Consider the following 22,369-nt stretch of genomic DNA (forward strand, 5'->3'; position numbering starts at 1 on the left):
ACTAACTGTGGCTCGTGACTACTACGGGATCCTCGGGGTGGACAAAAACGCCTCCGACCAAGACATCAAAAAGGCGTACCGCAAGCTGGCCCGCAAATACCACCCGGACGTCAACGACACTGCCGAGGCCGAAGAACGGTTCCGCGAAATCTCCATCGCACAAGAGGTGCTGCTGGATCCGCAGAAGCGCCGCATCGTGGACATGGGTGGAGACCCCATGGAGCAAAGCCAAGGCGCACCCGGCGGTCACGGCGGTTTCGGTGGAGGCGGCTTCGGCGACATCTTCGAAGCGTTCTTCGGTGGAGCTGCTGGTGGACAGCGTGGACCTCGCTCACGCGTGCAACCAGGCTCGGACGCGTTGTTGCGCACCACGATCACCCTGGAAGAAGCGTTCAAAGGTGTGAAGAAAGAAGTCACGGTAGACACCGCCGTGGTGTGCAACAACTGCACCGGCACCGGATCAGAATCCAAGGCGAAGCCCGTGACGTGTGACAACTGTCAGGGCTCCGGCAGCGTGCAAGAAGTCCAACGCTCTTTCTTGGGCAATGTGATGACCACCATGGACTGCCCCAAGTGCGCCGGTTTCGGCGAGATCATCCCGGACCCATGTACCAAGTGTGACGGACAGGGCCGTGTGCGAGAGCGCCGCGACCTGATCGTCAACGTGCCCGCGGGCATTGCCGACGGCATGCGCATCCGCATGGCGGACCAGGGCGAAGTAGGCCACGGTGGCGGACCCGCCGGTGACCTCTACGTAGAGATCACCACCCAGCGCCACCCCGTGTTTGTGCGCGAGGGCGACAATTTGCACATGAACCTGCGCGTGCCGATGCTCGACGCCGCCCTAGGCACTGCTGTGAAGTGCACCGACTTGGCAGGCGAGAACTTCGAAGTGCATATCGACGCCGGAACCCAACCCGGAGCCCAGATCCTGCTGGAGGGCGAAGGTATGCCACACCTGCGCGCCGCAGGCCGCGGCAACCTAGTCGCCCACGTCCAGGTCACCATCCCCACCGACCTCGACGACAAGGGCCGGGCTGCGCTGGAGGACCTGCGCCGTCGCCGCGACAACGACTACTCACAGGTAGAAACCGAAGACGAAGACTCCGGGTTCTTCTCCCGCCTGCGTGACAGGTTCAAGCGCTAAATGTCGCTGCCGTACTTCTTCACCGACGCTCCGGGCTCCGGCCAACTCGCCGGCCCCGAGGGCAAGCACGCCGTCACCGTCAAACGCATCACACCAGGCCAGCAGATCATCCTGACGGACGGGCACGGAGCCTGGGCGCGCGTCGAAGTAACCGCCACCACCGGCACAGACATGCTCACCGGCACAGTGGTAGAGCAGGGCGAAACCGAACCCCCAAGCCCGCGCGTGACCGTGGTTCAAGCCATCCCCAAATCAGAACGGGCGGAACTCGCCGTAGACCTAGCTACCCAGGCAGGTGCAGACGCCATCATCCCATGGATCTCACACCGCACCATCGCCCGCTGGCAAGGGGCAAAAGTGGACAAAAACGTGGAGAAATGGCGCAACACCGCACGCCAGGCTGCGAAGCAGTCACGCAGAACCTATGTGCCCGAGATCCACACACCGATGACAACAAACCAGCTGAAAGAGGTGCTCGTCGACAAGCGAGCGTACGTGCTGCATGAAGACGCAACCACATCAATCCGGGATATCGCAGATGACTTTGCTACCGTCGACGAGATTTATCTCGTCGTGGGCCCAGAAGGCGGAATCGGCGACGACGAGCTGGAACTGCTCGGGGCAACGCCAGTAAAACTCGGCCCGGAGGTGCTGCGTACAGCAACGGCGGCGGCAATCGGGCTGGCAGCCATCGGGGTACTCAGCGGGCGCTGGAACTAACGCAGGTAGGATCGGGCACATGCCTCAACATCAGGTGATTTCCCATTCGGTGGAGCTGGACTCCGCGTACGCACACGCCGTGTACGGGACCACCGACGACAACTTGCGCACGCTCAACAACCAGTTAGGCATCGACCTATTCGCACGCGGCAACACCGTACACCTGCGAGGGCCAGAACAACTCGTCGCACGCGGGGTGCGCGTGCTGCACGAACTGGAATCAATGGCGCGCCGGGGGGTTACTATCTCGCCGGATGCCGTGGCCAACGCAGTGGATATCACTGCCACAGACGAGGCGGAATCGGTCGCCGATATCCTGGGCTCGGAGATTGTGGCGCGCCGGGGCAAAGTGATTCGCCCCAAGACCGCAGGCCAGAAAAAATACGTGGACGCCATCGATGAAAACACGATCGTCTTCGGCATTGGGCCCGCCGGTTCCGGTAAAACCTACCTGGCAATGGCCAAAGCTGTACAGGCACTACAGGCGAAGCAAGTCAAGCGCATCATTTTGACCCGTCCCGCCGTGGAAGCAGGGGAGAAGCTGGGCTTTCTCCCCGGCACCTTGAACGACAAGATTGACCCCTACCTGCGCCCGCTTTACGACGCGCTGCGGGACATGCTGGACCCGGAGATGATCCCGAAGCTCATGGAAGCCGGCATCATCGAAGTGGCCCCGCTTGCATACATGCGCGGACGCACGCTCAACGACGCTTTTGTGATCCTCGATGAGGCACAGAACACTACGCCAGCGCAAATGAAAATGTTCCTGACCCGCCTGGGTTTTGGCACCAAGATGGTAGTCACCGGTGATATTTCCCAGGTGGACCTGCCGAAAGGCCAGATCTCTGGGCTGCGACTGGTGCGCAAGATTTTAAAGGATGTGGACGACATTTACTTCGCTGAGCTGAGCTCTGGCGACGTAGTACGCCACGCGTTGGTAGGCCGCATTGTCAACGCGTATGACCGTTGGGATCAAAAGGAGAAGGAATGAGCATCGAAGTTCTCAATGAATCAGGCTACGACGGTGTCAACGAAGAGATGCTTGTCGACGTGTGCTCCTTCGCACTCGCCGCCATGGACGTCCACCCTGACACCGAGGCCACCATCACCCTCGTTGACTCCGACACCATGGCCGATATGCACGAACGCTGGATGGACCTGCCCGGCCCTACCGACGTGATGAGCTTTCCCATGGATGAACTCACCCCCGGTGGAGGACGGCCCGACGCATCCCCGCAGGGTGCCGCCATGCTAGGCGACATCATCCTATGCCCGGAATACGACGACAAGCAGGCGCAAGCAGCCGGCCACCCGCTGGGCCACGAGTTGGCACTGCTCACAGTTCACGGCACATTGCACCTGCTGGGCTACGACCACCAAACACCCGACGAAGAACGCGAAATGTTCGCCCTACAGAACGAAATCCTGGCCGACTGGTACGACTCAGTGCACTCCCGCGGAGTGGAATACCAACCCAAGCCAACAGGCAAACACGCCTTTCCTTCGGCTGCAGACCGTGAAGAGCTTGACCGGATCGTCGAAAAGCGTGGTGAAAACTAGTGGAGGTATGGGTCACCTACGGCATCGTGGCGCTTATTGCGATGCTGGTTTCCGGCTTAGTGGGCACCGTCGAATCTGCGGTCAGCTCCATCTCGCGTGCGCGCGTGGAAAACATGGTCAAAGACGAGGTCAACGGCGCGCCCGCATTGATGCGTGTGGTCAATCGGCGAGCCGACCACATCAACTTGTTGGTGATGATCAAGGTCATCCTAGACACCACCGCAGCCGTGTTTACGGCGATGGCGGCGATGGACATCATCGAATCGGACGCGTGGGCGATCGTGGGTGCGATCACGGCGGTATCGGTTGTGACCTTCGGCATCGTCGGCGTGTTTTCCCGCACGGTAGGTAGGCGCAACCCGTACTCAGTATCACTGAGCTCCGCACGTGTTTTGTCCCTGATCAACCGTGTGCTTGGGCCTTTGTCCAAGCTGTTGATCTGGTTAGGTAACCTGGTCAGCCCCGGCCACGGTTTCCGCGATGGCCCCTACGCCACCGAGGTTGAGCTGCGCGAGATGGTCGACATCGCTCAGGAGCATGGCATCGTCGAGGTGACCGAGCACCGCATGATCCAAAACATTTTCGATCTGGCCAGCACTTACGCCAAGAACGTGATGGTGCCACGCCCCGAAATGATCTGGCTTGAAGCCGACAAAAGTGCCGGCCAGGCCACTAATTTGATGATCCGCTCCGGCCACTCCCGTGTCCCCATTATTGGTGACAACGTGGATGACATCGTTGGCGTGGCGTACCTCAAAGACATCGTGGCCGAGACATACCACCGCACCGACGGTGGCCGTGGCGTACCTGTTAGCGACGTGGTGCGTGACGCGAAGTTCGTGCCCGAGTCCAAACCGTTGGATGAGTTGTTGCACGAAATGCAGCGGGACAACATGCACATCGCCATGCTTGTCGACGAATACGGTGGCATCGCAGGGCTGGTCACCATGGAAGACATCCTCGAGGAGATTGTGGGTGAGATCACCGACGAGTACGACGAAGGTGAGGTCGCACCGATCGAGGCGGTGGGCGAACGCCAGTTCCGGGCTGTGGCACGCTTGTCGCTGGATGACTTGGCTGATCACCTCAACCAGCAGCTAGAATTTGAGATCGATTTCGACGAGGAAACCAGCGACTCCGTAGAAACGGTGGCCGGCCTGATTTCTTACGGCTTGGGCCGTGTCCCACTACCTGGCTCTCACGTCGAATTCGATGGAGTGCGTTTTACCGCCGAAGGTGGCCGCGACCGCCGCGGACGCATGAAGGTGCGCAGTGTGCTTATCGACGTGCCGGTGCGCGCCGGGGATCTGGGCAATGAGGGCGAGGAGCGTTCCGGCGAGCAGCGCGATGAGTAGCAGCCCAGGCGGCCGGTCCCCCGCAGCTTGCTCCCAAACTGTCAAACCTCAAATGCTGGAATAGGGAGCAAAATGACAGAAATCGTTCGGCGGAGCCCCTGTTCCAACATTTTAGGGGTGTGAGGGGCTTAACAACCGCAGGCCTAACCGCAGGCCTAACCCCTTTGAATGAGATCGAGCGCCGTTGGACCGTATCTGGTGAATTAAAATGGGACCGTTATTGCGGTCTGCCCGCGAGAGGGAGCACACTAATCAACATGAAAAATATTCTTTCTATTCAATCCGCAGTTGCATATGGGCACGTGGGTAACTCAGCGGCCGTCTTCCCCCTGCAGCGCATGGGGCATGAAGTGTGGCCCGTGTACACGGTGAACTATTCCAACCACACCGGATACGGCCAGTGGGGTGGGCCGATGATTCCGGCCAGCGATGTCGCTGAAGTTATCCGTGGTGTCGGCGAGCGCGGCGTGTTTGGAGAGATTGATGCTGTGCTGTCCGGCTACCAAGGCGGTGATGACATTGCTGACGTGATCATCAACGCTGTCGCCCAGATCAGGGAGGCGAATCCGAACGCGGTTTATGCCTGTGACCCGGTGATGGGCAACGCGAAGAGTGGCTGCCATGTTTCGGACAGTATTCCGCCACTGCTGCGTGACAAGGTTGTGCCGGTGGCTGACATCATTACGCCCAACCAGTTTGAGCTGGGTTACCTGACTAATCATGAGGCCAGCGACCTCGATTCCACTCTCGCGGCGGTAGAGGCTGCCCGCGACATGGGCCCACACACCGTGCTGGTCACCTCGGTGTTGCGCCCAGACCGGGACCCAGACACCATCGAGATGCTTGTAGTGAATGAGCAGGGTCAGTGGATCGTCGAAACGCCCTACCTGCCGTTTAAGCGTAATGGCTCCGGTGATGTCACCGCGGCGCTGTTTACGGGCCATTATCTTGAGTCGGGTGACGCGGCTGACGCGTTAGCGAAGACCGCGTCGAGTGTGTTTGACCTGCTTGAGCTGACCCATCAGAAGGGTGCGCGTGAGCTGCTGCTGGTTGAGGCGCAAGATACTTACGCCCATCCACGCTTACAGTTTGAGGTCCGCGAGATCTGATGACGATCGCTGCTGTGAGGGCTGGAGCTGGTGGTCACGTCGCGCTCCCGCTTAGAAGCATGTGCAGTAGATCCGGTCGATGGATCCTGCAAAATAGCTATTTTTTGGCCCTGTTTTTCAGGATTCATCGACCGGTGGACCTAGCTGCTCGAGCCGTCTTCAACCATGGATGATGCCATCGCTGGTGGGGCAATAGCTAACATGCCGAGCAGAGGAAGTGCGCTCATCGCGCCTCCGGCAGCCTGGTTGTTATTGTGCAAATAACCCCAGATGAGCGGGATCGCGCCCCACGACAAGGCAGTGAGGCCGAGCAGGCCGAAAATCTTGGAGCTTGTGGTCGGGTCACCGTTTTCGTCGGAGGACAGCGGAGACTCATATAAACGCTCGGAGGACTCGTCAGTATTGGTTTGTGCTGCGGCAGGGGACACGGCAGCGAAAGTGAAGGTAGTAGCAAGCACGGGGGCCATCATGGCGGCAATGCTGCGGCGAATCAAAGAAATAGACATAGCTGAATTATTAACTATCCTCCCAGGTACCGCAATGCAACGTGGAAGCAACCTCAGCGCAGCATCAATCAGCAGAACAGGCCGTGGCAATACTAGTTATGTCGCACCCCAAACCTAGACCTGAAAGCTAAACTTGGGCACCATGGATATGTTCACGGATACGCCTGAAGGTTTTAAGTCCGGTTTTGTGAGTTTCGTCGGCCGCCCAAATACGGGAAAGTCGACGCTGACCAACGCTTTGGTGGGCCAGAAAATTGCGATTACCGCCGATCAACCTGAAACGACCCGCAGGCCCATCAGGGGCATCGTGAACAGGGAGGACGCGCAAATCATTCTGGTGGATACTCCCGGTTTGCACCGTCCGCGTACGCTGCTGGGTGAGCGCCTTAATGAGGTGGTGCAGGATACTTATGCTGATGTGGACTTAATTTGTCTGACTATTCCCGCCGATGAGAAAATTGGCCCGGGTGACCGCTGGATCGTCGATAACGTCCAGAAGGTTGCGCCAAACACCCCGATCATCGGCGTGGTGACAAAGTTAGATAAGGACCAGGTGGGCGCGCAGCTGCTGGAGTTACATGCGATGCTCACCGAGGGCGCGGCCGCGCGTAACGACGACACCCCCGTTGACGTGGTCCCGGTGTCTGCTGCCACGGAGACTCAGCTGGACGTGTTGCTTGATGTGATCACTAATCACCTTGAAGAGGGCCCGCGTTTCTACCCAACCGACCACGTCACTGATGAGGACACCGAAACGCGTATCTCTGAGCTGATTCGCGAGGCCGCTCTGTCTGGTCTGCGCGATGAGTTGCCGCACTCGGTGGCCGTGGAGATCGACGAGATGCTTCCGGACGAAGATAACCCCGATAAGTTGGTCATCCATGCGATCTTGTACCTGGAACGCCCGGGCCAGAAGCGCATCATTGAGGGCAAAGATGGGCGCCGGTTCCGTGGTCTTGTACAGCGAGCGCGGAAGGAGATCATGAAGCTGCTGGGCCGTAACGTGCACCTTGACCTGCGGATTAAGATTTTGAAAAACTGGCAGTCAGACCCGAAAAGCCTGGGTAGGCTGGGTTTTTAGGCTGGGGTTGTACATGGCATCGAGGCAGTCGTACCGGGACCGCGCCGTCGTCGTGCGCACCTACGACTTCGCCGAGGCCGACCGCGTGATCGTGTTGCTCACCCGCCACCACGGGCTGGTGCGTGCGGTGGCTAAAGGTGTGCGCCGCGCCAAGAGCCGTTTCGGGTCGCGCCTGCAGCCGTTCGTCGATATTGATGTGCAGTTGTATCCGGGCAGGAGCTTATCGACGATCACTGGCGCCGACACCGTGGCCTACTTCGGGTCTGGCATTATTGATGACTTCGATAAGTATGCCGCTGGGTGCGCCATCTTGGAGTCGGCCGAAAAGTTGTCGTATGCAGACCACGAGGACCCCTTTCTTTTCGACGAGGTCACTGCTAGTTTCGGCGAGCTTCAAAAGGCGCAGCACCCCAGTTTGGTCGTCGATAAGTTCATTTTGCGCGCAACAGACAACGCGGGTTGGGGCTTAAGCCTGTTTGATTGCGCGAACTGTCAAAAGCCGGGGCCGCACCGTGCTTTTCACGCGGCTATTGGTGGGGCGGTGTGCAATAATTGCCGGCCCCAGGGTTCTGCCGAGATTGATCCGGAATCGTTGCACGTGATGTGGCTGCTGCAGCATTCTCACGTGGCGGCGGCGCTGCAGGTCGCGACAGGCACGATTGCAGCGCAAGTGCACCGCATGACTAGCGCGCATCTGCAGTGGCATGCGGAACAGGGTGTGAAGTCGCTGAAAATCATGGAGCAGGCCTAGACTGTTGGGGTGACTGTTACACCCCCTCCAGAGATTCCCGCAGAGTTCATTCCCAAGCACATCGCGCTGGTGATGGACGGTAACGGCCGTTGGGCCCAGAACCAAGGCATGCCACGCACCGAAGGCCATAAGCGTGGCGAGGCTGTGCTGATGGACTGCGTCGACGCATGCTTGGCTCTGGGCGAAGTTGAGTGGCTGTCCGCTTATGCTTTTTCCACGGAGAACTGGCGCCGCGCCGCCGAGGAAGTCCGCTTCCTGATGGGCTTTTCGCGCGATGTGCTGCGCCGCCAACGTGATATTCTGCACGAGAAAAATGTGCGCATCGTGTGGGTTGGTCGCCGGCCCCGGCTGTGGCGCAGCGTGATCCGCGAACTTGAAGCCGCTGAGGAGCTGACACGCCACAACACGGCAATGACACTAGCCATGTGTGTTAACTATGGCGGGAGGGCAGAGCTTGTCGACGCCGCACGCACGCTTATCGACGAAGCTCGCGCCGGTAATCTGCGTAGAGAACAGCTCAATGAGGACACGTTTTCCCAGTTCCTGTACCGCCCCGACATGCCAGATGTGGATTTGTTTCTGCGGCCGTCGGGGGAGCAGCGCACCTCCAACTACCTGTTGTGGCAGTCCGCCTATGCTGAGATGGTGTATCAGGACAAACTGTTTCCTGATTTCACGCCGCAAGACATGTATGACGCAGTACTGGAGTATGCGCGCCGTGACCGCCGTTTCGGAGGAACGAAGTGACCGAGAGCGACAACGAGTTGGAGCACCAGGCGCAGCAGGATTCGTCGGCAAGCGAACCGACGAAAGCCCAGATCAAACGCTGGCGACGCTACCTGGCCAACGAGCGTGCAGAGGCCGCCGTCTACCGTGAGCTGGCACGCAAGCGCGACGGTGAAGAACGCGAGATTCTGCAGCGCGTGGCTGATGCTGAATCCCGCCACGAACAATTTTGGCGCGAGAAGCTTGGCGACTATGTGGGTATGCCTCAGTCGCCTGACTTATCCACCCGGTTCATGGCGTTTATGGCGCGCAATTTCGGCTCGGTGTTTGCGCTGGCGCTGATGCAGTCGGCAGAACAACGCTCGCCGTATCTGGATGACGTGGATGCCTCCGACCAGATCGCCGCTGATGAGGCCATGCACGCCGAGGTGGTGCGCGCGTTGGCGCAAAAAGGCCGCGAGCGCATGAGCGGCAACTTCCGTGCCGCTGTGTTCGGCGCCAACGATGGGCTGGTATCCAATGTGGCGCTGGTGATCGGCGTGATGGGCTCTGGGGTCTCGTCGAACTTTATTCTGCTCACGGGAATTTCTGGCCTGCTGGCTGGTGCGCTGTCGATGGCGGCCGGCGAATATGTGTCGGTGAAAAGCCAGAATGAATTGCTGGAGGCCTCCACACCAGACCCCGCTGCGCGCGACATGTTGCCCAACCTGGATGTCAACGAAAACGAGCTAGCCTTGGTGTACCGCGCGCGCGGGTATTCAGAGCAGGAGGCGGAACAGCGCGCCGCCGCCCACTACGTGGCTGCACTGCAGGGCGCACAGTTCGACGATTTGGAGGACACGGCATATCACGGTGCGGGCAGTGCGTGGGCGGCGGCTGCTTCGTCGTTCTTATTCTTCAGCACCGGTGCATTCATCCCGTTGATCCCGTTTATCTTTGGGGCATCGCCGGTTGTTGGCGCGGTGGTCGCTTTAGTTTTGGTGTCGTTGGCGCTGCTGTTTACTGGTGGTGTCACTGGAGTGCTCTCAGGCAAGCCCCCGTTGTCGCGCGCAAGCCGCCAGCTGCTCATCGGCCTGGGCGCAGCAGCAATCACCTACGTTCTAGGCGTGGTATTCGGCGCGGTGCTAGCGTAGCGTTCGCGGGCTCACGCTACGGAAACCGGGCGCTTAGCTGTGTACCTTCTCCTTTTTGTTCTGACAATCTGGGCATGTGCCGAAGATTTCAGCATCGTGGCCGGTCAGTGTAAAACCGTGTGTGGCGGCGGTGTCCTCGGCCCACTTCTCTACGGGGCCACCTTCAATCTCTACCGTGGTGCCACAAACACCGCACACCAAGTGGTGGTGATGATCGTCGGTCAGGCAGTGGCGGTACAGCGCTTCACCGCTGGCCATCTGCAGCACATCGACAGCATCGATCTCTGCCAAGGATTGGAGCGTGCGGTAGACAGTAGTAAGGCCGACCTTTTCGTCGCGGTTTTCCAGTTCGCGGTGAATTGCTTTTGCGGAGGCGAAGCGGTCGATGTCGCGTAGACAGTTAACCACGGCTGTGCGCTGTCGGGTGTTGCGTGCGCCTAACTTAGGGACGGTGTCTCGGGGCGACATAAATCTCCTTGTGTGCCTGAACAGTATTCAAAACAGTATTGTAATACTATTTAACACTGTGAGATTTTACCAGGTTACCCGCAGAAATGATCGCTTTACCTGTTAGGGGCGGGGGTTTGGGGGGCCAATCCTGGGTCAACGTCAGGCAGCGTGTCGGTGGGAATTCCTACTATTGCAGCCGCTCCGATTGTAGCGCCCCCATCAGAATTGCGCTCTTTCGCTTCACGACGCCTCGCCAACTCGTCATTGAACCGAGCAGCCTTACCCACCTTCTCCGCTTCGTGGATCAGATCAATGGTTTCGGCCACTGTCAAGCTATAAACAACTTCGCGCCCAGAACGGGTCGATTGAACTAGGCCTGAATTTTTCAGTACACGCAGGTGCTGGCTGATAAGTGGCTGGGATTTTTGCAGCGCGTCCACGAGTTCATGAACTACGTGGTCACGTTCATGCAGGAGCAGCAGGATGGACATCCGCAGCGGTGAGTCGAGCGCGCTAATAACGTTGTTGGCGTACTCAATCTCACCCATCGCGACCGGCTTCTCCTTGCCCATAGCCGACTCCCTTCCTTCAGTGCAACCTCTGTGTGAAGGGGAGGTTGCACTGCTGCTTTTAATACCAGCATAGAAAGATATACGCGGAAATCAAGGTCTCGGCAGGCAATGCCAGCGTTGTAATTAGACTCCGGAATATCCTTTAGCCCCATAATAAACGACTGTCCAAAATATTGACACTAGGGGTGCTTTTCGGCCGTTTTCTCGTCGATAAGCGTCGGCCATGCCCGTATGCCAAAGACCGTAACGATGAACCGAAACCGGGGGGCGGGCTGAAGCCACACAGCGACCGCGCTACACTAGGGAAAAGTTTTAATCCCCCTACCAGAGGAGAACCGTTTTCCATGGCTGTGTCCGTGATCGATACCGTGGTTAATCTTGCTAAGCGCCGTGGGCTGGTGTACCCCGCCGGTGAAATTTACGGGGGTACACGCTCCGCGTGGGACTACGGGCCGCTGGGTGTCGAACTGAAAGAAAATATCAAGCGCCAGTGGTGGCGCCACATGGTGCAGTCGCGTGCCGATGTTGTCGGCGTTGACACCTCGATCATCCTCCCACGCCAAGTGTGGGAAACCTCCGGCCACGTCGAAGTTTTTACTGACCCACTGGTGGAATCTCTACACACCAACAAGCGCTACCGCGCAGATCACCTGCTGGAAGCTTATGAAGAAAAGCATGGACACCCACCAGCCAACGGCCTGGCAGACATCAATGATCCAGAAACCGGCCAGCCAGGCAAATGGACCGAACCGCGCGAGTTCTCCGGCCTCATGAAGACCTTTCTCGGCCCGGTCAATGACGAAGAGGGCCTGCACTACATGCGCCCCGAAACCGCTCAGGGCATCTTTGTGAACTTCAAGAATGTGATGACTTCGGCGCGCCTGAAGCCGCCGTTTGGCATCGCCAACATTGGTAAGTCTTTCCGCAACGAGATCACCCCCGGCAACTTCATCTTCCGCACCCGCGAGTTCGAGCAGATGGAGATGGAATTCTTTGTCAAGCCCGGCACTGATGAACAGTGGCACCAGTACTGGATTGACAACCGCCACCAGTGGTATATCGACCTGGGTATCAACCCAGAGAACCTGCGCCTCTACGAACACCCAGAGGAAAAACTGTCGCACTACTCCAAGCGCACCGTCGACATTGAATACGCCTACAACTTTGCTGGATCCAAGTGGGGTGAGCTTGAAGGCATTGCCAACCGCACCGACTATGACCTGCGCGTTCACTCTGAGGGCAGCGGTGAGGAATTGAGCTACTACGAGCAAGACACCGAGGAACGTTGGATACCGTATACCATTGAGCCCGCAGCTGGCCTGGGCCGCGCACTCATGGCGTTTCTAATTGATGCATACCACGAGGATGAGGCGCCGAACGCCAAGGGTGGCGTCGACAAGCGCGTTGTGCTGAAGCTGGACCGCCGCCTGGCGCCGGTGAAGGTTGCTGTGCTGCCGCTGTCGAAGAAGCCGGAGCTGTCCGAACCCGCTGCGGAGCTAGCTGATCAGCTGCGTGCCTACTGGAACGTTGACTTTGACACCTCCGGTGCCATTGGTCGCCGCTACCGCCGCCAGGATGAGATCGGCACCCCATTCTGCGTGACGTACGACTTTGACACGCTTGACGACGCCTCCGTGACCGTGCGCGAACGCGACAGCATGGAACAGGAGCGTGTTTTACTGGCAGAGCTGGAAGGCTACCTGGCTCAGCGATTGGTGGGTTGCTAATGCACTGGGTTTCTTGGGACCGCACCGACCGCGACAACCCGCGGCTTTTAGCGGAGGCTGGGCCTGAGGTATTGGCTGAGTTCTCTTCTGATTCCGCGCGTGTCGACGGCGTCCGCTGGGATCTTGCCGCCACCCCAGTCAGCGGGGCTGTTGCGCGTGTCGACGGTGTGGAGCTGATGCGCTCGGGTGCCTGGAAGCGCAACAAGGAGGTCCCCGTAGTTGTTGACGGGCGTGACTACCTGATGATCAACGAGGACGGCTCTGACTGGATCATTGACGATGCTCGTGGCGAGAAAGTAGCGCAGTTCTCGGGCAAAAACCATGGTGTGCGCATGGCTAACCTCGAATTTGAGGGTGAGACCGACTTGCCTCTGACCGATGTGGTTGCACTGGCATGGGTCTCCCGATTGGCCCTGGAAAACAAAACCATGGGCACCTCCAAGGCGCTGATCGCCACGCTGGTGCTGCTGTCCATCGTGGCAGTGCTGGTGTTCTTCATTTAAGAGGGCAGAAAAGGGGGTGGCGTGTGGACGTAACGAGACCAAACAAAGCTGGCATCTTCACCGGTGGTGGCGAGGGCAAATGGGTGTGGCGCGGCAATGAGCTTTTCGACGCCAACTCCGTTCTTATCGCCCACGTGCGTTCCGACGTGCTGATCATGGGCCGCAAAAGGCTGCTGGTTGAGTACACCCCCGGCCCACGCCACTTCACGGTGCGCGCCACCGCCGACGACGGCACCCTGTACACCATCACTCAACAAGGATTCACCGTGGGGCAGCTCGCCGGGTGTTGCGACGACCGGCCCTACTCCTTAAACCGCGTGCGCTGGTGGAGCAAAGAGCGCGAAATCTTGGACGCTGCTGGTGACGTGGTGGCGCGCACCCAACCGCTGATCTCTGGGATGGTCGAGGTGATTGATGGGCCCGCCATCGACGACGTCCCCACCCTGGACCTCGTGTTCCTCACCTGGGGGTTGGTGCTCGTGGATTCGCCTGTGCGCCGCACGCTGATCTAGCGGTGGACGGATAGGCCTAGAACAAACAGGCCTAGAACAAACAGGCCTAGAACGAGCCGCCGGAGCCTCGGCCACCGAAGCCGCCTCCACCGAAGCCGCCTCCACCGCCGCCGAAGCCACCTCCACCGCCGCCGAAGCCACCACCGCGGCCACCGGAAAGCATCGAGCCAATGATGATGCCCTGGGCTACGTCACCAAAGGTAGATGCGACCTGTCGTTGACGGTGCTGGTTGATATTGTTCTTCGCAGCCCGAGCGGCACGGCGCGCAGTCTCGGTTGCTTGTCGTGCCAAGTCAACAGCCTGGCGAGTATCAGACACTCGAAGGTTGAGCGCCTGGGCGTGTTCGCGCTGGGCCTGGGCCAACAAGGTGCGGGCCTCGGAGCCTATGATGCGCCCGTAGGAACCGATCAAGTCTTCGGCACCCTGGATCTGGGCGGCCGCAGCGTTGATCTGCTGGTCGAAAATACCCAGCAGTCGCTGTTGATCCTGCGCCACACCTTTGGCGTCGGCGATGGCCTCGTCCAACTCGGCGTCAACGTGCGTGAGGTCGGTGTAGGCACGCAGCGGATCAGAACCCGCCAGCGTACGCGCCTGTTCTAGCGCTTCAGAAGCACGCCGACGTACCTCACCCAGACGCTGCACATCGACCCGCGCACCTGTGGCAGTTGCTCCCTCTAGTTGGCGGGTTTCTTCGATTTCGCTGGCCACTTCGTCGATAAGCGATGGCAGGTTGGCTTTTGCGGTCTGGATATTTATATCGGCGTGCTCGATAGCACTAAGCATGTTGTCAGCCACCTCGATGGAGTGCTCGGCGGTGCGGATGACGTCGATAAGTGCTCCCTGCTGGCCGGCCGGGCGCGACTCGAGCGCGCGGGCCCGGTCGAGGTTCTGCTCGGCTTCGTTTAGTGCGCCCATGGCCAGTTCAACGTTGTCGGAAATGGAGTCCAGCATTTCGTCGGAGTATTTGGACTGCAACTCCGCGAGCACAGTACGTGCCGGCTCGATGCGTGCGCGCAGGTCCACGGTGCGCTGGGTGATCTTGTTGATGGTATCCGGCGCGGTGATCAGCAGGTTGCGCATTTCGGAGAACTCGCCGGACTGCCTGTCCAGTTCCTGATCGGCCTGGCCGGCGGAGGAAATGATGTCCACCAACATGGCGCGCTTTTCCGGCTCGGTCTCGGGGATGGCGTCGTTCAGGCGCTTCTGAATCTCAAATGCGCGCTGCATTTCGGAGGTCGCGCGGTTCATCGCCGCGGTAAATGGGCGGACGCGATCAGCCCCGAACTCGGCGGAGGCCACCTTCAGCTCCTCCTGGCCTAGGCGGATGGACTCATCCACGCTCACCAGTGTTTCATGGGCGAGCTGCTCCAGGGTGTGCGTGGGCAGCTGCGTAAGCCGGCGCGTGTCGGAAGGGTCGATCGCCTTGGAGTCCTCGAGTATCGCCGCGGATTCTTTCTTGTTTTTGCGCCGCGAGTATGCCCAGATGCCACCACCGGCGGCAACGGCGGCGCCACCGCCGGCGAGCAGCCAGGCAGCATTATCGCCGTCGCCACCACCGGATGACACCGCATTAATCGCGGCTAGCGGTGCTTGCGCAAAATTGCTGGCCACCAGTTCGCCATACATGGCGTCGTTCATGGCGTTGTTTTGCGCGTCGGTCCATTGCCCACCGGTCCACATTCCGTATTGGCGGATTTCCGGCGCAATGGCAATCACCGCAGTATTGCCGCCACCATTGGCCCCAACGGCAGCCTTGGCCCACTCGGTGGGATCCTGCCCACCGAAGTCGGGAACGTAGACCACAAACACGTTGAGCTGTTTCTGGATCTGCAGGTCGCGGATCGCCGTCTCGATCTCGTTGATTTCCGAGCCATTGAGAATACCCACCATGTCGGTGACCGGCGCGGAGAACTGCCCCGGTGAGGTCTGCGCCAGCACGCTTATCGACGACGCCCCTGCCGGACCTGCCAGCGCACACGCGGCCGGTGCTGCGGCGAGAGCAATGGCACCACCGAGCAGTGGGGCCGCTAACAGTGCTTGATAATTACGCGCGATCATGGCAACAAGGTTACCCACTGCCCGCTGTGTCTGCCTAGATCCCGGCAAATTCCCAGCTAAACTAAGGCATTGCTATGACCTATCAGTACTCTGCCGCCGACGCTGCACGCATGGCCCCAGAAGGGGAGAAGGGCTCGCTGTTCGAGGACACCGAGGCCGATCACCGCAGCGTGTTTTCTCGCGACCGGGCCCGTGTGCTTCATAGCGCGGCGCTTCGCCGGTTAGCCGATAAAACGCAGGTGGTGGGCCCGCGCGATGGTGATACCCCGCGCACCCGGCTGACCCACTCCTTGGAGGTGGGCCAGATCGCCCGCGGTATCGGTGCTGGTCTTGGCCTGGACCCGGACCTGTGCGATATGGCGGGGCTTACTCACGATATCGGCCACCCGCCGTATGGCCACAATGGCGAGAAAGCGCTGAACGCTTTAGCTGCGGATGCCGGCGGCTTCGAGGGCAACGCGCAGACTCTGCGCATTCTTACCCGTTTAGAGCCGAAGGTGCTTTACGACGACCACTCTTTCGGACTCAACCTCACCAGGGCAGCGTTAGATGCTGCCTGTAAGTACCCGTGGGCGGCGACTAACCCGGATGGTTCGCGTAATAAAAAATATTCTGCCTATGACGAGGACGCGCACATTTTGGAGTGGATCCGCAAAGGCCACACTGATCGTCGTGCTGCGCTAGAAGCCCAAGTGATGGACTTTTCCGACGACATCGCCTATTCGGTCCACGACGTGGAAGACGGCATCATCTCAGGGCGTGTCACACTCAAAGTGCTGTGGGACTTGGTGGAGCTGGCGCAATTAGCGGACAAGGGTGCGGCAGCTTTTGGTGGTACCGCCGAGGAGCTGTTGGAGGCGGCGGACCGTTTGCGTGGACTGCAGATTGTGGCTGATGCCGCCGACTATGACTACACCTTGGGCAGCTGGGTGGCACTCAAAAAACTCACCAGCGAACTTGTGGGCCGCTATGTGGGTGCCGTGACCACCGCCACCCTGGAATCTGGGCAGGACACACTGGGGCGCATGCACGGCGATCTTATCATTCCTGCCGAGGCCAACGCCGAAGTCACCTTGCTCAAAACCATTGCTGTGCTATACGTGATGGACCAGAAGGCACACCAGGCGCGCCAGGACCGCCAACGCGAGCGCATCAACCGGGTCCACGACTACCTCACTGCTGGTGCGCCAGGATCGTTGGACACGGTGTACCACCAGTGGTGGGTTGAGGCCGAGACTGACCAACAGCGGGCACGGGTCATCGTGGATCAGATCGCCTCGATGACGGAATCCCGCCTGGAACGCCTGGCTAAACGCTCCAGCGGGCTGTCTGGTTTCTTCGGCTAGCCAGCTAGGACGGCTAGCACGGCTAGCACGGCTAGCGCAGAAGTGCTAGCCAGCTAGGACGTCAGCGATGTGCTCAAGAGCGCTGCGGGTTCCCACCTCGCTGGCAAGCCACGGGATATGCACGGTGCTAATGTCAGGGAGGTGCTCACCTAGAAGCGACAGAGCGGAATCTTCAATGGCGCGCCGCGCTTGAAGAAACTCGCCGTCACCAGCTGGGGCGCGCCTGTTCACCACCAAACCCGCCACGGTGATGCCGTGGCTGGTCAGTTCCTGGTGGAACTCCACCGTCTCCAGCACAGGCAGGCGCTCGGCGGTAAGCACAATATGAAACACACACTGTTCCGGATCAGTGAGCACGCCACGCAGAGTCTCGAAACGCCGGCGCCTAGCCAGCAACGTCGCACGAATCTGCTGGTTACGCCGCTCCAGCGGGTCCGTGCGAGTCGAGGCCACCGAATCAGCTGCACTCATGCCACGGACCAAACTGCCAAACTTTTCTGACTTCTCCCGCCTGGCCAGCAGCCCATCGGTATACGCGGCCATCACCTCGGGCAGGGCAAGCAGCCGGGAGGTATGCCCCGAAGGGGCGGTGTCCACAATAATGTGGTCATAGTCGCTAAGGGATTCGTCGATAAGCGTGGCCAAACGCTCCAGAAACGCCGCCTCATGCATGCCCGGCGACTGACGAGCCAGCTCAAGGTGCTTATCTACCTCGGGGTAGAGGCGCTCGGCCATCATGCGGCGCATGGTGGTGCGCACGCCCTCAATGTGGGCTGTGGTGGTGCGCTCGGGGTCAATCTCCACTACATCGAGGCGTTCGGCGACGCGAGTGGGGGCGTCGGAAAGCGGCGTAGCCCAAATATGGCCCAGGTTGTGCGCCGGGTCTGTGGAAACCAAGAGCACGCGTGCCGACGCGCGACTCAGCGCCACTGCCGTCGCTGCCACCAGGGTGGTTTTGCCCACCCCACCTTTACCGCCGAAAAACATCACAGGTGCAGTGGTTAGCAGCATGAGAAATTCTCCAACGGTGAACGCTCCATGCCCATCCGAGTATGCCACGAATGGAAGTCCTCGTAGACCAGCGGCAGCAACTCGAGGGTGTAGTAGGTGGCGGGGTTGGGGATGCCCAGCGCTTCGGAGGCGACCAGCATGAGGAAGAGGTCATCCTCCTCCTGCTGGGAGCGGGCGAACGCGGCGCGGTAGGGCGCATGATACACCTCGTTCAGCCCGTCCGAGAAGGCGCGCAGGGTATTGCGCAGCTTATTCAGTGCGCCCGGTGCCATCAGGATCCCGTGTGTCCAGGCGGGTGGAGCCAGTGGAATCGGCAGTAATAGCGCCGGCGGAGGTGCTCTCGGCCTGGCGCTGCCCAGGGACCAGCTCGTCGTCAGCCCACTCGACCGGGGGCTGTTTGCGAGCGCGGCTGATGGCGGTGAAGGCCTCCACGATCACCCAGATCGCACACACGACGATGATGGCGTCAATGACCAGCAGCAACCAGTTGCGGCCCTCCCACAGGGTGCCAAGCTGCAAAATTGCCGCCCACAAGGACATGACGGTCACAAACACCAACGGGATCGCCACCGGAAGCGTCGGGCGGCGCAGCTGGGTAAGAATAACCACCAGGATGGACAACGTAAGACCAGCCATCAGCTGGTTGGTCGTGCCGAACAAAGGCCAAATGAGCATGCCGCCGGAACCGTCCGCACCTGTGGAGAAGGTCAGACCCAGGCCGGCACCCACCGCGATGATCGTGGCCACAAGCCCGGAGATCTTCACCCCCATGATGTCAGCGATCTCAGAGACCACCATGCGCTGCAGACGCACACCCGAATCCATCGTAGTAGCCGCGAACAGCACGGCCATGGTGGCCAGGATGGTGGCGGACAAAGACGTCGGAATGCCCAAGCCCTGGTTCATTAGATCGCCACCGCCTTCGACGAAGGCACTCACACCACCGGCGTTCCATTCGCTATAGATTGCCTCCCAATCTGCCAGGGTGCGGAACCCAGATGTAGTAGCCACGATGGCGCCCAGAGCAAGCAGACCCTCACCGACCGCACCGAAGTAGCCCACGAACCGGGCGTCCGTCTCTTTATTCAGCTGCTTTGCAGAAGTACCTGATGACACGATGCCGTGGAAACCCGAGATGGCGCCACAGGCAATAGTCACAAACAGCAGCGGGAATATAGACGGAGTACCCTCAGGAACGTCCTGGTTAAACGCTGGTGCCACAACTTCGGGGCGGATAATGAAGAAGGACGAGTACAAAATGATCAAGCCCACAAATAGCTGCAGACCATTGATGTAGTCGCGTGGCTGCAGGAGCACCCAGACCGGCAGCGTCGAGGCGATGAACGCGTAGACGAATAAGATGATGATCCAGACACCACGCGCCGGGATGCCCATGACAGTCTCAGGCAAGGCTAGCGGGTACATGTCGCCGAGAATGATCAGGCTGTAAAGAGCAATCACGCCCACAACAGACACGATCACCAGATTCCACTTGAAGCGGTAGATCGCCTGACCGATCAGCAGCGCAACAAGGATGGCACCCCACGTGGGGATCACCGCAGAGGGGCTGGCGATCAGCAGGTTAGAGATCACCACGGCGAACGCCGCGTTCACCATGAGCAGCAGCAAGAAGATAACCACTAGAAATAGGTTTCGGCCACGGGTACCGATATAGCGCCCCGAAAGCGTACCAATCGACTGCCCGCGGTGGCGCTGCGAAGCCCACAGTGCCCCAAAGTCATGCATGCCAGCGAAAAACACGGTGCCGAGTGTGACCCACAAGAACGCGGGGAACCAACCCCAGATCACAGCCACCGCCGGGCCCACGATCGGGGCCGCACCGGCAACCGAGGTGAAGTGGTGGCCCCACAGAACGTACTTGTTAGTGGGCACGTAGTCCACGCCATCTTCCATGGTGTGGGCAGGAGTCTTATAATTGTCAGACAGCTGGTAGACTTTCGAGCCCAAGAAGCGGGAATACAACAGGTATCCACCGATCATCATGGTCAGCCCGATGAGGACTAGGACAAGTGAATTCATGGTTGCGTCTCCACTGTGATCAGAAATGCTTACACAAGGAACGTGCCACAGTATCCCACAGTTGTAAAGGTCATACTCTTATTTTGCTCTTATTTTGTTGAAAATGACCTGATAGCGGGTGCACCCGCGTAGGGCCGGGGCGCTGTTCAGCCGGGGTGTTGTTTAGCCGGGGTGTTGTTTAGCCGGGGTGCTGTTCAGAGCGTGACCTGCGCAGCGGAGCTGCCCCTGACTTCCACTAGTTAGTTTCCGAGCACATCTGACCGTGGTCCTTGCTGCTTTAATAATCCTGGGGCATATCTATCTCACCTACGCCATTGCCCCAAAACTAATTAAGCAGCTAAATAGCCACTGCTATGCAATCATAGAGATCGCTGGACAACGCCACGAGATCCCACCACCGGTATCTCCAGAACCAATAATCGCATCATTAAGGAATTTCACGCCGATGGACTAAGCGAACTTGTGGAAGTCAGGACTTAGAGCTGTTCGCAGCCCAGTGCAAATTGCCGCCCAAACGGTGCGGTCGATGGATCCTGGAAAAGGCGGTCTAAAAACCTGGTTTTGAGAAGATTCATCGACCGGGATCGGGTGAGAGCTGGAGAGCTAGCAATAAGCCTGGCTTTTACAACGGTTTTGTGGGTTTTCGGTTTCAGTCTTGTTGACTTGGGTGTTTACTGTTGTGCGGTGTATGGCTGTTTTGGCGGACTAAGTTGGCGGTCGGTGATAGCGTCGATGTGTGGCTTATGTTGAGTATTCTCGAGCGCTATCTGGTGGGGCCAGTGTTCGGGGTACTGACAGAATCAGCTGCTTTATAAGTTTGAAAATTTTTAAGGACGTATACGCTGATGAGGCAGCGTGGCTACGGGCCCTATGAGGGTATCGACGAAACTTCTTTAATAGTCACCGCCATGCGATTATCGAGATCGCTGGACAACGTCATGAGATTCCACCACAGTTATCTCCAGACTGTGAAACGATGATCGCAGCGTTAAGATGTTTCACGTCGACGGGCTAAGCGAATTTGTGGAAGTCAGGGTGTGGGGCCGGGGGATTTCCGGCTCCTCGGCCTGGATTTCCGGCCGAGGCTTCGTGGGCGCGGATACTAACCATCCGCAGGGTATTTTCCGTGAGTGCATCGTTAGTATCGACGGCCTCTAACTTCACGTTTTCGCTTAGCGACGATCACCTTCGCAGGATGTTGCTGTGGTAAGTTCTGCGGGGTGTTGTGTGGTGTGTCATGATTGTTGTTGCCGGTTCATTGTACTTGGGGGAGACTATGGTTTGTTGGGCTCGTTTTGTGGCAGTGGTGGGGGTAGTTGTGGTTGCTGCATTGTTGTCGTCGTGTGCTGCGTCTGATGTGGGGTTGGTGCCGGTTGGTCCTGCTGTTGGGGCTGGTGGAGACGAACCCGCCGGGGCTGAGTCAGGTGGGTCAAGTGTTCCGGAGGGTGCTGGGGGGCAGGCTGGTTCGGTTGCGCCGGGTGAGGCGGTGGGGGCGTTTCATTTTGATTCGGGCACGTTGGAGATTGGGCCTTTTGATCCTCTTGAGGTTTATCCGGATGTGTTTGATCCGTGCCAGGAGATTTCGGCTGAAGAGTTCGCCGCTGCAGGATTTAAGACCGACGGGGTCACCACTCCGCTAGCCAATGGATCAATTCTCTCTTGTGTCTTACTTCCAGCGGATGAGGGAGGAGAGTTTGACATTATCCTGGCAGGGAATTTGGTCGACAGGCAAGAGATCTCTGAGAAGAACGGCATTTACTTAGACAACGTTTCGAAAATAGTTCCAGGAATGTTCCTCTATGTCGAAAGCGGAGTCGAAGAAGCAAATTGCAGCGCTGCAGTGTCTACAAAGCGCGGCCACCTCATCGCGTTCTCACTTGACGTGTACACGAAGAAAAGTCAAGACGATCACTGTAAAAATGCAATTCAAACTTTGGAAAATTTAGCAAGGAGTTAGAAATATCAGTCGGGGGAAATAATCTCAATCTTGTTTTAGGGGATGTTGCTGCCGCTATCACCAAACTAGCGGAGCCAGCGACGTCTCTTGGAAACAACTCTCTG

General features: G+C 58.9%; 22 protein-coding genes. 15 read left to right on the top strand and 7 right to left on the bottom strand.

Annotated elements, in window-relative coordinates:
- Window positions 1-7 precede the first annotated feature (7 nt).
- The 6 genes from dnaJ (at window position 8) to pdxY (ending at window position 5,891) form a co-directional block, all read left to right on the top strand.
- Window positions 8-1,147: a molecular chaperone DnaJ gene (dnaJ, locus tag CKV99_RS02440; protein ID WP_092260730.1), complete on the top strand. Its 1,140-nt coding sequence runs from the start codon at window positions 8-10 to the stop codon at window positions 1,145-1,147.
- The gene (locus CKV99_RS02445) at window positions 1,148-1,867 is read left to right on the top strand and encodes a 16S rRNA (uracil(1498)-N(3))-methyltransferase (protein WP_092260732.1); all 720 of its coding nucleotides are present in this window, start codon (window positions 1,148-1,150) and stop codon (window positions 1,865-1,867) included.
- A gap of 19 nt (window positions 1,868-1,886) precedes the next feature.
- The gene (locus CKV99_RS02450; protein ID WP_092260734.1) at window positions 1,887-2,858 is read left to right on the top strand and encodes a PhoH family protein; all 972 of its coding nucleotides are present in this window, start codon (window positions 1,887-1,889) and stop codon (window positions 2,856-2,858) included.
- Complete coding sequence (ybeY, locus tag CKV99_RS02455; RefSeq protein WP_092260736.1) at window positions 2,855-3,427, top strand: rRNA maturation RNase YbeY; 573 nt, start codon at window positions 2,855-2,857, stop codon at window positions 3,425-3,427. Before CKV99_RS02450 ends, ybeY begins: the two co-directional genes overlap by 4 nt.
- A 41-nt stretch (window positions 3,428-3,468) precedes the next feature.
- Window positions 3,469-4,782 carry a hemolysin family protein gene (locus tag CKV99_RS02460; RefSeq protein ID WP_169872671.1) on the top strand — a complete coding sequence of 438 codons (1,314 nt, stop codon included), beginning with the start codon at window positions 3,469-3,471 and terminating at the stop codon, window positions 4,780-4,782.
- A gap of 257 nt (window positions 4,783-5,039) precedes the next feature.
- A complete protein-coding gene (gene pdxY / locus CKV99_RS02465) occupies window positions 5,040-5,891 on the top strand; it encodes a pyridoxal kinase PdxY (RefSeq protein WP_092260738.1) in 852 nt (283 codons plus the stop codon).
- Between the two features lie 140 nt (window positions 5,892-6,031).
- On the opposite strand, the gene CKV99_RS02470 is transcribed toward pdxY, so the two are convergent.
- Window positions 6,032-6,397 carry a hypothetical protein gene (locus tag CKV99_RS02470; RefSeq protein ID WP_092260739.1) on the bottom strand — a complete coding sequence of 122 codons (366 nt, stop codon included), beginning with the start codon at window positions 6,395-6,397 and terminating at the stop codon, window positions 6,032-6,034.
- Window positions 6,398-6,539: 142 nt separating this feature from the next.
- Between CKV99_RS02470 and era the strand changes: the two genes are divergently transcribed.
- From era to CKV99_RS02490, 4 genes are all read left to right on the top strand, one after another.
- On the top strand, window positions 6,540-7,478 hold the full coding sequence (gene era, locus CKV99_RS02475; protein WP_092260741.1) for a GTPase Era: 939 nt from the start codon (window positions 6,540-6,542) through the stop codon (window positions 7,476-7,478).
- 13 nt (window positions 7,479-7,491) lie between these two features.
- Complete coding sequence (gene recO, locus CKV99_RS02480; protein ID WP_092260743.1) at window positions 7,492-8,229, top strand: DNA repair protein RecO; 738 nt, start codon at window positions 7,492-7,494, stop codon at window positions 8,227-8,229.
- 72 nt (window positions 8,230-8,301) lie between these two features.
- The gene (locus CKV99_RS02485; protein WP_408607556.1) at window positions 8,302-8,976 is read left to right on the top strand and encodes an isoprenyl transferase; all 675 of its coding nucleotides are present in this window, start codon (window positions 8,302-8,304) and stop codon (window positions 8,974-8,976) included.
- Complete coding sequence (locus tag CKV99_RS02490) at window positions 8,973-10,088, top strand: VIT1/CCC1 transporter family protein (RefSeq protein WP_231910145.1); 1,116 nt, start codon at window positions 8,973-8,975, stop codon at window positions 10,086-10,088. Before CKV99_RS02485 ends, CKV99_RS02490 begins: the two co-directional genes overlap by 4 nt.
- A gap of 33 nt (window positions 10,089-10,121) precedes the next feature.
- Here CKV99_RS02490 and CKV99_RS02495 read toward each other — a convergent pair whose 3' ends face one another.
- Window positions 10,122-10,556, bottom strand: coding sequence for a Fur family transcriptional regulator (locus tag CKV99_RS02495; RefSeq protein WP_092260747.1), 435 nt, complete (start codon window positions 10,554-10,556; stop codon window positions 10,122-10,124).
- 95 nt (window positions 10,557-10,651) lie between these two features.
- Window positions 10,652-11,110, bottom strand: coding sequence for an ArsR/SmtB family transcription factor (locus CKV99_RS02500; protein ID WP_092260749.1), 459 nt, complete (start codon window positions 11,108-11,110; stop codon window positions 10,652-10,654).
- A gap of 344 nt (window positions 11,111-11,454) precedes the next feature.
- Here CKV99_RS02500 and CKV99_RS02505 point away from each other — a divergent pair, with 344 nt between their 5' ends.
- Genes CKV99_RS02505 through CKV99_RS02515 form a run of 3 tightly spaced genes read left to right on the top strand, consistent with a single transcriptional unit; the run spans window position 11,455 to window position 13,852 of the window.
- Window positions 11,455-12,837 (top strand): glycine--tRNA ligase, encoded by a 1,383-nt coding sequence (locus CKV99_RS02505; RefSeq protein ID WP_092260751.1) that lies wholly within the window; start codon window positions 11,455-11,457, stop codon window positions 12,835-12,837.
- Window positions 12,837-13,340 (top strand): hypothetical protein, encoded by a 504-nt coding sequence (locus CKV99_RS02510; RefSeq protein WP_092260753.1) that lies wholly within the window; start codon window positions 12,837-12,839, stop codon window positions 13,338-13,340. Before CKV99_RS02505 ends, CKV99_RS02510 begins: the two co-directional genes overlap by 1 nt.
- A gap of 23 nt (window positions 13,341-13,363) precedes the next feature.
- Window positions 13,364-13,852 carry a hypothetical protein gene (locus CKV99_RS02515; RefSeq protein WP_092260755.1) on the top strand — a complete coding sequence of 163 codons (489 nt, stop codon included), beginning with the start codon at window positions 13,364-13,366 and terminating at the stop codon, window positions 13,850-13,852.
- Window positions 13,853-13,898: 46 nt separating this feature from the next.
- Here CKV99_RS02515 and CKV99_RS02520 read toward each other — a convergent pair whose 3' ends face one another.
- A complete protein-coding gene (locus tag CKV99_RS02520; RefSeq protein ID WP_092260767.1) occupies window positions 13,899-15,911 on the bottom strand; it encodes a TPM domain-containing protein in 2,013 nt (670 codons plus the stop codon).
- Window positions 15,912-15,985: 74 nt separating this feature from the next.
- On the opposite strand from CKV99_RS02520, the gene CKV99_RS02525 reads away from it, so the two are divergent.
- Complete coding sequence (locus tag CKV99_RS02525; RefSeq protein WP_092260757.1) at window positions 15,986-17,257, top strand: deoxyguanosinetriphosphate triphosphohydrolase; 1,272 nt, start codon at window positions 15,986-15,988, stop codon at window positions 17,255-17,257.
- Between the two features lie 45 nt (window positions 17,258-17,302).
- Here CKV99_RS02525 and CKV99_RS02530 read toward each other — a convergent pair whose 3' ends face one another.
- Genes CKV99_RS02530 through CKV99_RS02540 form a run of 3 tightly spaced genes read right to left on the bottom strand, consistent with a single transcriptional unit; the run spans window position 17,303 to window position 20,308 of the window.
- Complete coding sequence (locus CKV99_RS02530; protein WP_092260759.1) at window positions 17,303-18,268, bottom strand: ArsA family ATPase; 966 nt, start codon at window positions 18,266-18,268, stop codon at window positions 17,303-17,305.
- Entirely contained in the window at window positions 18,259-18,540 is a 282-nt protein-coding gene (locus tag CKV99_RS02535) for a cory-CC-star protein (protein WP_408607549.1), read from the bottom strand. Before CKV99_RS02535 ends, CKV99_RS02530 begins: the two co-directional genes overlap by 10 nt.
- The gene (locus CKV99_RS02540) at window positions 18,518-20,308 is read right to left on the bottom strand and encodes a carbon starvation CstA family protein (protein ID WP_092260761.1); all 1,791 of its coding nucleotides are present in this window, start codon (window positions 20,306-20,308) and stop codon (window positions 18,518-18,520) included. The genes CKV99_RS02535 and CKV99_RS02540 overlap by 23 nt, the downstream gene beginning before the upstream one ends.
- Window positions 20,309-21,545: 1,237 nt before the next feature.
- Here CKV99_RS02540 and CKV99_RS02545 point away from each other — a divergent pair.
- Window positions 21,546-22,265 carry a DUF3558 family protein gene (locus CKV99_RS02545; protein WP_231910146.1) on the top strand — a complete coding sequence of 240 codons (720 nt, stop codon included), beginning with the start codon at window positions 21,546-21,548 and terminating at the stop codon, window positions 22,263-22,265.
- Window positions 22,266-22,369: the final 104 nt, after the last annotated feature.

This window comes from Corynebacterium cystitidis (assembly GCF_900187295.1).
Classification (GTDB): Bacteria; Actinomycetota; Actinomycetes; order Mycobacteriales; family Mycobacteriaceae; genus Corynebacterium; species Corynebacterium cystitidis.

Coding starts and splice junctions, on each gene's coding strand:
- CKV99_RS02530 (WP_092260759.1), bottom strand. CDS start 18,268: ATGCTGCTAACCACTGCACCTGTGATGTTTTTCGGCGGTAAAGGTGGG.
- CKV99_RS02525 (WP_092260757.1), top strand. CDS start 15,986: ATGACCTATCAGTACTCTGCCGCCGACGCTGCACGCATGGCCCCAGAA.
- CKV99_RS02445 (WP_092260732.1), top strand. CDS start 1,148: ATGTCGCTGCCGTACTTCTTCACCGACGCTCCGGGCTCCGGCCAACTC.
- CKV99_RS02460 (WP_169872671.1), top strand. CDS start 3,469: ATGCTGGTTTCCGGCTTAGTGGGCACCGTCGAATCTGCGGTCAGCTCC.
- CKV99_RS02540 (WP_092260761.1), bottom strand. CDS start 20,308: ATGAATTCACTTGTCCTAGTCCTCATCGGGCTGACCATGATGATCGGT.
- era (WP_092260741.1), top strand. CDS start 6,540: ATGGATATGTTCACGGATACGCCTGAAGGTTTTAAGTCCGGTTTTGTG.
- recO (WP_092260743.1), top strand. CDS start 7,492: ATGGCATCGAGGCAGTCGTACCGGGACCGCGCCGTCGTCGTGCGCACC.
- pdxY (WP_092260738.1), top strand. CDS start 5,040: ATGAAAAATATTCTTTCTATTCAATCCGCAGTTGCATATGGGCACGTG.
- CKV99_RS02510 (WP_092260753.1), top strand. CDS start 12,837: ATGCACTGGGTTTCTTGGGACCGCACCGACCGCGACAACCCGCGGCTT.
- CKV99_RS02470 (WP_092260739.1), bottom strand. CDS start 6,397: ATGTCTATTTCTTTGATTCGCCGCAGCATTGCCGCCATGATGGCCCCC.
- CKV99_RS02535 (WP_408607549.1), bottom strand. CDS start 18,540: ATGGCACCGGGCGCACTGAATAAGCTGCGCAATACCCTGCGCGCCTTC.
- CKV99_RS02505 (WP_092260751.1), top strand. CDS start 11,455: ATGGCTGTGTCCGTGATCGATACCGTGGTTAATCTTGCTAAGCGCCGT.
- CKV99_RS02450 (WP_092260734.1), top strand. CDS start 1,887: ATGCCTCAACATCAGGTGATTTCCCATTCGGTGGAGCTGGACTCCGCG.
- CKV99_RS02545 (WP_231910146.1), top strand. CDS start 21,546: ATGATTGTTGTTGCCGGTTCATTGTACTTGGGGGAGACTATGGTTTGT.
- ybeY (WP_092260736.1), top strand. CDS start 2,855: ATGAGCATCGAAGTTCTCAATGAATCAGGCTACGACGGTGTCAACGAA.
- CKV99_RS02520 (WP_092260767.1), bottom strand. CDS start 15,911: ATGATCGCGCGTAATTATCAAGCACTGTTAGCGGCCCCACTGCTCGGT.
- CKV99_RS02500 (WP_092260749.1), bottom strand. CDS start 11,110: ATGGGCAAGGAGAAGCCGGTCGCGATGGGTGAGATTGAGTACGCCAAC.
- CKV99_RS02495 (WP_092260747.1), bottom strand. CDS start 10,556: ATGTCGCCCCGAGACACCGTCCCTAAGTTAGGCGCACGCAACACCCGA.
- CKV99_RS02485 (WP_408607556.1), top strand. CDS start 8,302: ATGGACGGTAACGGCCGTTGGGCCCAGAACCAAGGCATGCCACGCACC.